The following is a 7,782-nucleotide window of genomic DNA, read 5'->3' as shown; positions in this document are numbered from 1 at the left end:
CGGGCTGCGGCGGTGCGGCCGCGGGCTGCGGCTGCGCGTAGCCGGCTTGCGGTTGACCGTAGCCGGCTTGCGGCTGGCCGTAGCCGGGCTGCGGCGGTGCGGCCGCGGGCTGCGGCTGCGGGTATCCGGCTTGCGGCTGCGCGTAGCCGGCTTGCGGCTGGCCGTAACCGGCTTGCGGTTGACCGTAGCCGGCTTGCGGTTGCGCGTATCCGGGTTGCGGTTGACCGTAGCCGGGCTGCGGCGGTGCGGCCGCGGGCTGCGGTTGCGCGTATCCGGCTTGCGGTTGTGCGTAGCCAGCTTGCGGCTGGCCGTAACCGGCTTGCGGCTGACCGTATCCGGGCTGCGGCGGTGCATAGCCGGGCTGCGGCGGTGCGGCCGCGGCTTGCGGCGGTGCGGCCGCGGCTTGCGGCTGGCCGTACGCGGCTTGCGGCTGCGCGTATCCGGCCTGCGGCTGGCCGGCCGCGCCGCCCGCCGCCGCGCCCGCGGTCGCCGGCACCAGCGCCACGCCCGGCAGGGCGGGCGACGCCGCCTTGCCGACCAGGTTCCGGAACTTCTCGGACGCGTTCGCGAGCTTGGCATCCCACTCGGGATTGGGCACCTGGCCCTCGATCGCCTTGAAGTACGCCTGCATCAGCGCCGTCATGCAGAACGGGTCGACGATGGCCTTCTTGGCGCTGTACGTGAGCAGCAGCATCAACAGGAACCCGCCGATCCGGCCCCCTTCGCTCGCCACGCTCGACGCGATCGCGCCGGCGATCGCCCAGTTGATCGCCACGAAGATACCGATCAACCCGTAGTACACGAACGCGAGCACGAACGCGTTCTTCAGCAGCCGCTTGTAGTTTTGCGCGTACAGCACGAGGCCGGCGCGGCTGGTGCCCCACGGATCTTCCGAGCGCGTGCGGAACGTGAGCGCCAGGATCACCTCGTCGGCATAGGTCAACGACAGCCGCACCATCCGGTCGATGAAGTCGGCCACGCCGCCGGCCCCCGGAATCAACGACAGCACCCCCTTGAACAGCCCGCCGACGACGGCGAGGACGCCCTTGACGATCTGATCGATCGCGAAGAACACGGACGCCTGCGCGAAGGCCGCGGCCACGCGCTCGCGCGCGAACGCGACCTGACCTCGCCCCTCCGGCAGCGGCCGGCCGTCGAGCAGCTCGACGAGCACCGCGATGTGCCCGGCCTTGACCAGATACAGGAAGTACTCGCGCAGCAGGTACGCGATCCATCCGCCGACGACGAGCCCGCTGCCGGCGCCGATCCACGCGCCGGGAGCGTCGCCGATCTTGAAGCCCAGGTAGATGCCGCCGGCGAACAGCGACCACAGCAGGATGGTCACGCCGAAGTAGACGGCGAAGCGGATGAGCAAGAACGGCCAGGTGCGCGCCATCAGGCGCAGGGACAAGCCTATTTGAAAGTCCTTCATCGTGAGCTCCTCGGTGTGGTTGCGCCGCATCGCGGCGGCGACGGACGTGGCAGACGGCCGCTCAGGGGTATCGGCGCGCGCGCCGGACGGTTGCGGAAAAAGTACCACCCCACACCCCCCCCTACATCGGGGGGACTCCCCTCGAATCCGCGGCCCGCGCGGTGCGGTAGCTGGTACACTGATCCGAGATGCCGGCAGGGGGGACCACCACCGGGCTGCCGCCGACGGTCGACGAGCGAGGTGGGCGCTCGCCGGCGCGGCTGCCGTCGCCAGCCGAGGCGCACGATCGCGTCCAGGGCGCGTCCGCCGGCGCCGTGGTCGGCAGCTACCGGCTCGAGCGCCTGCTCGGCTCCGGCGCGATGGGCGAGGTGTGGCTCGGCCGGCACGTCCGCACCGACCGCCCCGCGGCGGTGAAGGTATTGCGGCGCCGCCGCCGCGGCACCGGGGCGGCGGAGTTCTTGTCGCGCGAGGCGCGCGCGATCGCGCGGCTGTCGCACCCGCACATCGTCCGGCTGTACGAACTGGGCACCGACTACCTCGTCACCGCATACATCGACGGCACGACCCTCGCGCGCCGGATCAAGACGCCGGTGAGCCCGGCCGAGGCGGTCGCGATCGCGTTGCCGATCGCGTCGGCGCTCGAGCACGCGCACGCGCGCGGCGTCGTCCACCGCGACGTCAAGCCGTCGAACATCCTGCTCGACCACAACGGCACGCCGTTTCTGGCCGACTTCGGCCTGGCGTATCTCGCCGGCGACGGCGCCGGCGGCGTGCGCGGTGGCACGCCCGGCTTCATGGCGCCCGAACAGATGGAGTCGTCGTGCGTCGGCCCGGCCGCCGACCAGTACGCGCTCGCGCGCACGCTGCTCGAGATGCTGATCGGCGCGCGCGCGGCCGAGTCGCGGGAGGAGGCGCTCGCGCAGCTTCCGCCCGCGTTGCCTCGCGAGTTGGTCGACCTGCTGCGCCGCGCGACGGCGCCCAATCCCGCCGACCGCTGGCCGTCGCTCGCCGAGTTCACCGCGAAGCTTGCGGACATCGACCTGAGCGCGTTCGCGCCGCCGCAGCGGCTCGCCCGCGACGTGCGCATCGCCGCGCCGTTCGCGTGGGCGGCCCGCACCGTCGGCTCCGACCGGCCCGCGCCGGACATCGCGCGCGTCGACTACCGGCTGTCGGTGCTCGACGCCGCCGGCGAGCTGCCGGCGGACCGCGTCGCCGCGTTCCGCGCGCGATCCGGCTACGCCGACTTCGGCTGGACCGCCTATGGCCGCCCCGGCCGGCTCGGGGCGCTCGACCGGCCGCACGCCTACGCGCGCGCGAGCGAACTGTACGTGCTGTTGCACGGATGGGCCGGCACCCGCGCGGTGTGGGAGACCACCGCGCAGGCCCTGTGCCGCGACAACGCGGAGGCGATCGTGCTCGTCCCCGACGTCGCCGGCTTCGGCGAGACGCGCTATGCGACGCGCAAGCCCGACCCGGAGTTCGTCGGCCCGCGCGGCATCGTGCTCGGCGTGCTCGCGTGGCTCGACCTGCTCGGGCTGGGCGAGATCCCGACGGTGCTCGTCGGCCACTCGATGCTCGCCACCGGCTTGATGGCGATCCGCGACGACGAACTCGGGCCGCTGCGGTCTCGGGTGGCGGTCACGCCGGTGTTTCCGTTTTGCGACAAGGTGCAGCGGCGCCGCATTCGCCGCGGCGAGTGGCTCATCCGCACCCTGGCGTGGTTCCCGCCGCTGTATCGCTACGTCGCGCGCAAGGAGGCGTTCGAGGCGGACTGCGGCCAGGACGTGCCCGTTCGCTACCGCGAGGACACCTACCACAACTTCGTCGCCGTCGGTCCGTCGATCCTGCGCCGGACGCTCGCGGCGCTCGGGCGGACCGAGTTCGCGCGCGGCGACCAGCTTCGCCGCTGCGAGGTCGTCATCGGCGCGCGCGACCCGTGGTGTCCCGAGGACGTCGCGCGCACGGCGCTCGAGGCGCTCGAGTTTCCGGCCGGTCGCTATCACCTCATGGCGGCCGGCGGCCATCTGCCGCAGATCGAGAGCGAGTCGCATCCGGAATGGACCGCGCGGAACCAGGACGACCTGGTGCGCATCATCTCGAACGTCGTCGTCGAGGCGCACTCCGGGACGCTGCTGTCGACGGAGCTCGCCTCGCCGGATGCGGGCGCGTCGTCCGGCGCGGGCGCGTCGCCCGGTGCGACCGATGCGACGCTGCCGGCGAGCGCGACCGATGCGACGCTGCCGATCGGCGGCACCGACGACACCGCGGTCGCGCGACCGCGAGCCGTCGGATCGGCGCATTCGAGCTGACCGGCTCTACTGCTCCTTGAGCGAGCGCGCGACGAGCCCGAGCCCGCCCGCGATCAGCACGAGGATCAGCAGCAGATCGAACAGCGACAGCTCGCGGAAGTGGATGTCCATGCGCGACAGCACGCCGGCGAAGATGAACACAAGGCCGCCGATCGCGAGCAACCAGCCGGCCTTGCTCTTGCCGTTGAAAAACAGCAGCGCGACGCCGATGAACATCGGGACGAGCGACAGCCCGAACGAGCCGCGCCCCCACCGGAACATGCCGCCCCATCCGTAGGACGAGATCACGACGCTGTCGAGAAACAGGTAGCCGCCGCCGAGCAGCATGGCGAGGCCGACGAGGAATTGGCCGGCGCCGCCGGAGGTGCCGCCGGGGCGCAGTCCGCGCGGGGACGGTTCGCCGGGGGTTCGATAGGGCATGGGGCGTTCCTACCAGGAAATGCGCGTCGCGCTGAAATTGCGGCCGCGCGGCGGGCAGCGCCGCGCGGGACGATGGGGCGGTCGGGAGCGACGGCGGTGGGCGGCGGGCGCCAGCGCCGCGGGGCGGGCGGGCGCCGCGCGAGGCGCGTACGAATCTGGCCGCCGCGTCCGCGCGGACGCGGCGCAGAGGCGATGGCGCGCCTCTACGCAACAGCCTCCTAGCCGAGTGCGGCGCGGGCGGCCGGCGTGTACGGCGGATGCGCCGCCACGGTCTCGCCGCAGCCGGGGCACTCGCAGTACACCGTGCCGCCTTCGGTGACGCGGCACGGCTCGCAGCCGGCGACATCGACGCCGATGTCGCCGCGGCGAAACCGCAAGACCACCCGGGAACCACACTCGGAGCAGAACACCTCGACCGACTCCCTGGCCGACATGAGGGGAGCGTACCGCCGCCCTGTGACGGTGCAAGTCTTTTGTCGGGGGGCTGCCGCACGTTGCCGGCGGGCCAGCGGCCCGCCGCGCCGCCGTGCCGCCGCCCGTCGATGACAGAGGGGCGTGCTGAAGTACCCCCGATGCCCGGCAAATGGAAGGCCCTTGCCGAGGCGGCGCCGCCCGCGGGCGATCGCGCCGGCGCCGAGCTCCTGCTGGAAGGCTGGCGCGATCTCGCCAACGCATGGCTGCTCGCTGACATGGCGATCGTGCTGACGCTGGCGATCGCCCTGGCGGCCGCGATCGCGTACCACCCGGCGACGCGCCGGCGCATGTCCACCCTCGACCACTTCGAGCAGCCCAAGACGATCCTGTTGTACGCGGTCATCGGCGCGGTCGTGGCGCTGATCGTCGAGGTGCAGCCGGCGATGGCGTTCGTCATCTTCGGCATCGGCGGCCTGATGCGCTTTCGCACCCTCGTCGGCGAGGCCAAGGACACCGGGCGCGTCATCCTGGTCACCGTGGTCGGCCTGTGCTGCGGGCTGAAGATCTACGTCGTCGCGATCCCGGCGACCGCCGTCGGCTGGTTGCTCATCTACCTGCTCGAGCGCCAGACCGCCGGCATCATCCGCGTGTCGGGCGTCGGCGAGGACGCCATCCACGAGGCGACGCGGGCGTATCGGACGGCCCTCGAGGCCGCCGGCCTGCGCATCATCGGCGAGCAGACCAAGTTCCTCAAACGCGAGTTCGCGTTCGTCGTGCAGGCGCCGCCGGGGTTCGACCGGAGCCGCGTGGAGGCCGACCTCGACGCGCTGCCCGCCGCGGTGCGGGGCGTCGTCGACTTCGAGCGCCTCTGACGCGCCGCGGTGTTCGCCGATGGGCGCCGTGGCCCCTTGCGCGCCGCCCGCGTGTCTTCGACACTACGTCGCAATCCCTCCATGCCGCGCAAGCCGCCACGTCCCTACGTCGTTCGCCCCGAGACCGCCGTGCTCACGCGCGGGTTCGATCCGCGCCTGTCGGTGGGCTCGGCCCGGCCGGCGGTGTTCCGGTCGTCGACCTACGTGTTCACCAGCCCCGAGGCGGCCGCGCGCGCGTTCGACGTCGCGCTCGGCCGCGCGCGACCCGCGCCCGACGAGAGCATCGACCTCATCTACTCGCGGCTGTCGCATCCCAACGCCGAGATCCTCGAGGACCAGATCGTGCCGCTCGAGCGCGGGGCGACCGCCGCGGCGGTCTTCAACTCCGGCATGGCCGCGATCTCGACCGTGTGCCTCGCGCTGTGCCGGCCGGGACAGGCGATCGTCCACTCGGCGCCGCTGTACGGCGGCACGGCGCTGTTGCTCGACGCGGTGCTCGCGCCGCTCGGCGTGCGGACGGTGGCGGTGGACGCGGGCGACACCGAGGGGATGCGGCGCGCGATCGCCGACACGGACGACGTGGCCCTGGTGTTCATCGAGACGCCGGCGAACCCGACGCTGCGCATGACGGACATCGCGGCGGCGGTCGAGGCCGCGGCGGCGCGCGACCCGCGCCCCGTCGTCGCGGTCGACAACACGTTCCTCGGCCCCGCGTTCCAGCACCCGCTCGCGCTCGGCGCCGATCTGGCCGTCTACTCGGCGACCAAATACCTGGCCGGGTTCAGCGACATGCTCGGCGGCGTGGTGTTGGCCAAGGAGCGCGACCTCGTCGATGCGCTGCGCGGGTTGCGGGCGCTGCTCGGCAACATCTTGCAGCCGGACGAGTGCTGGCTGCTCGACAACCGGCTCGTGACCGTGCCGCTGCGGATGAACCGGCAGAGCAAGAACGCGCAGCGCATCGCCGAGGGAATCTCCGGCCATCCGGCGGTCGCCCGCATCTGGTATCCGACGCTGTTCGACGACCCGGAGCAGCGCCGCATCTACGAGGCGCAATGCGACTATCCGGGCGCGATCGTCACCCTCGAGTTGCACGGCGGCCGGCCGGCGGCGTTCACGTTCTTGCGCACGCTGCGCATCGCGAAGAACGCGGTGAGTCTCGGCGGCGTCGAGTCGCTCGCGTGCCACCCGCGTACGACCACGCACTCGGAGCTGCCGCCGGAGCAGCTCGACGCGCTCGGCATCTCCGAGGGGATGGTGCGTATCTCCGTCGGTGTCGAAAACTGGCGCGACTTGCTCGCCGACTTGCGCCGCGCGCTCGACGCGGCCGCACCGTGACGCGACTTCCGCGCGCCGGTATACAATCGCGTCCATGCGCGATCGACGACGCTGGATGCGAGCCGCCGCGTGTGCGGCGCTCGCGTGCGCGAGCTGTTCGTGGATCCTGGTCCCGTCGGTGCCGGAGCCGCCGCCGGCGGCGATGCGAGGCGACGAGTGCACCGCAAACGTTGCGCCCGCAATCATCGACACGCTCGCGGCGCTGCCCGGCGTGGCGTTGATGGTCATCGGTCTGAGCGAGATGTACGACGGCGGCGGACCGCTCGAGGACGCGGTCGCCGTGACGTTCGTCGCCGTCGGCGCCGTGCCCGCGGCGGCGTTCGGCCTGTCCGCGTACCACGGGTACGTCCACACGTCGCGGTGCGAGCGCCTGCGGGCGCGCGGTCCGCTGCCGGCCGCAGCGCCGCCGCCGGCCGCGCCGCCGCCCGCCGCGCCGCCATCGTCTCCGGCGCCCGCCGCGCCGCCATCGTCTCCGGCGCCCGCCGCGCCGCCGCCCGGTTCCACGTCGGGCCGATAGGCGACACGGCGCGCCGCGCTACGCGAACGCCCGGCCAAGGGTGTCGCCGAGGTGCGCGACGAGCGCGCGCTTGACCTCGGCCATGGCCACGGGGCGGCCGAGTTCGGCGGCCATGCTCGTCATCACCGCCGCGTCGAACCCGCACGGATTGATCCGGCGAAAGTAGGACAGGTCGGTCGTGACGTTCAGGGCCAGTCCGTGAAACGTCACCCACCGCCGGCACGCGATACCGATCGACGCGATTTTGCGCGGGCCGATCCACACGCCGGTCCTGCCGGCGACGCGCCCGGCGTCCAGGCCGAAGTCGCCGCACGTGCGGATCATCGCCTCCTCGAGGTTGCGCAAAAAACGGTGCAGGTCGCGCTCGCCGTCGCGCAACAGCACGATCGGGTATGCGACGAGCTGGCCGGGGCCGTGGTACGTCGCGTCGCCGCCGCGCTCGATCGGGACGACCTCGACGTCGCCGGGGGCGAGCACGTTGTT

At 72.7% G+C, this 7,782-nt stretch carries 6 protein-coding genes and 2 pseudogenes; 4 read left to right on the top strand and 4 right to left on the bottom strand.

Annotated features, from left to right (window positions below):
- A pseudogene (locus tag D6689_15065) lies at positions 1-367 on the bottom strand (hypothetical protein).
- A 1,253-nt stretch (positions 368-1,620) separates the two neighbouring features.
- Here D6689_15065 and D6689_15060 point away from each other — a divergent pair.
- The gene (locus D6689_15060) at positions 1,621-3,741 is read left to right on the top strand and encodes a hypothetical protein (GenBank protein ID RMH40013.1); all 2,121 of its coding nucleotides are present in this window, start codon (positions 1,621-1,623) and stop codon (positions 3,739-3,741) included.
- A 6-nt stretch (positions 3,742-3,747) separates the two neighbouring features.
- Here the strand turns inward: D6689_15060 and D6689_15055 are convergent, their stop codons facing one another.
- Together D6689_15055 and D6689_15050 are read right to left on the bottom strand one after the other, a co-directional pair.
- Positions 3,748-4,161: a hypothetical protein gene (locus D6689_15055; protein ID RMH40012.1), complete on the bottom strand. Its 414-nt coding sequence runs from the start codon at positions 4,159-4,161 to the stop codon at positions 3,748-3,750.
- A 218-nt stretch (positions 4,162-4,379) separates the two neighbouring features.
- Entirely contained in the window at positions 4,380-4,595 is a 216-nt protein-coding gene (locus D6689_15050) for a hypothetical protein (protein ID RMH40011.1), read from the bottom strand.
- Positions 4,596-4,733: 138 nt separating this feature from the next.
- Here D6689_15050 and D6689_15045 point away from each other — a divergent pair, with 138 nt between their 5' ends.
- The 3 genes and pseudogenes from D6689_15045 to D6689_15035 all read left to right on the top strand — a co-directional run bounded on the left by D6689_15045 (position 4,734) and on the right by D6689_15035 (position 7,278).
- Positions 4,734-5,447 carry a hypothetical protein gene (locus D6689_15045; protein RMH40010.1) on the top strand — a complete coding sequence of 238 codons (714 nt, stop codon included), beginning with the start codon at positions 4,734-4,736 and terminating at the stop codon, positions 5,445-5,447.
- Between the two features lie 81 nt (positions 5,448-5,528).
- A complete protein-coding gene (locus D6689_15040; protein ID RMH40009.1) occupies positions 5,529-6,782 on the top strand; it encodes a cystathionine gamma-synthase in 1,254 nt (417 codons plus the stop codon).
- Between the two features lie 391 nt (positions 6,783-7,173).
- Positions 7,174-7,278, top strand: a pseudogene (locus tag D6689_15035) (cutinase family protein).
- Between the two features lie 39 nt (positions 7,279-7,317).
- Here D6689_15035 and lipB read toward each other — a convergent pair.
- On the bottom strand, positions 7,318-7,782 hold a 465-nt coding region (gene lipB, locus D6689_15030; GenBank protein RMH40008.1), incomplete at its 5' end, for a lipoyl(octanoyl) transferase LipB.

It is taken from the genome of Deltaproteobacteria bacterium, assembly GCA_003696105.1.
GTDB lineage: Bacteria > Myxococcota_A > Polyangia > Haliangiales > J016 > J016.
The sequence above is the reverse complement of the archived record's forward strand: the minus strand, read 5'-3'. Positions and strand labels throughout refer to the sequence as shown.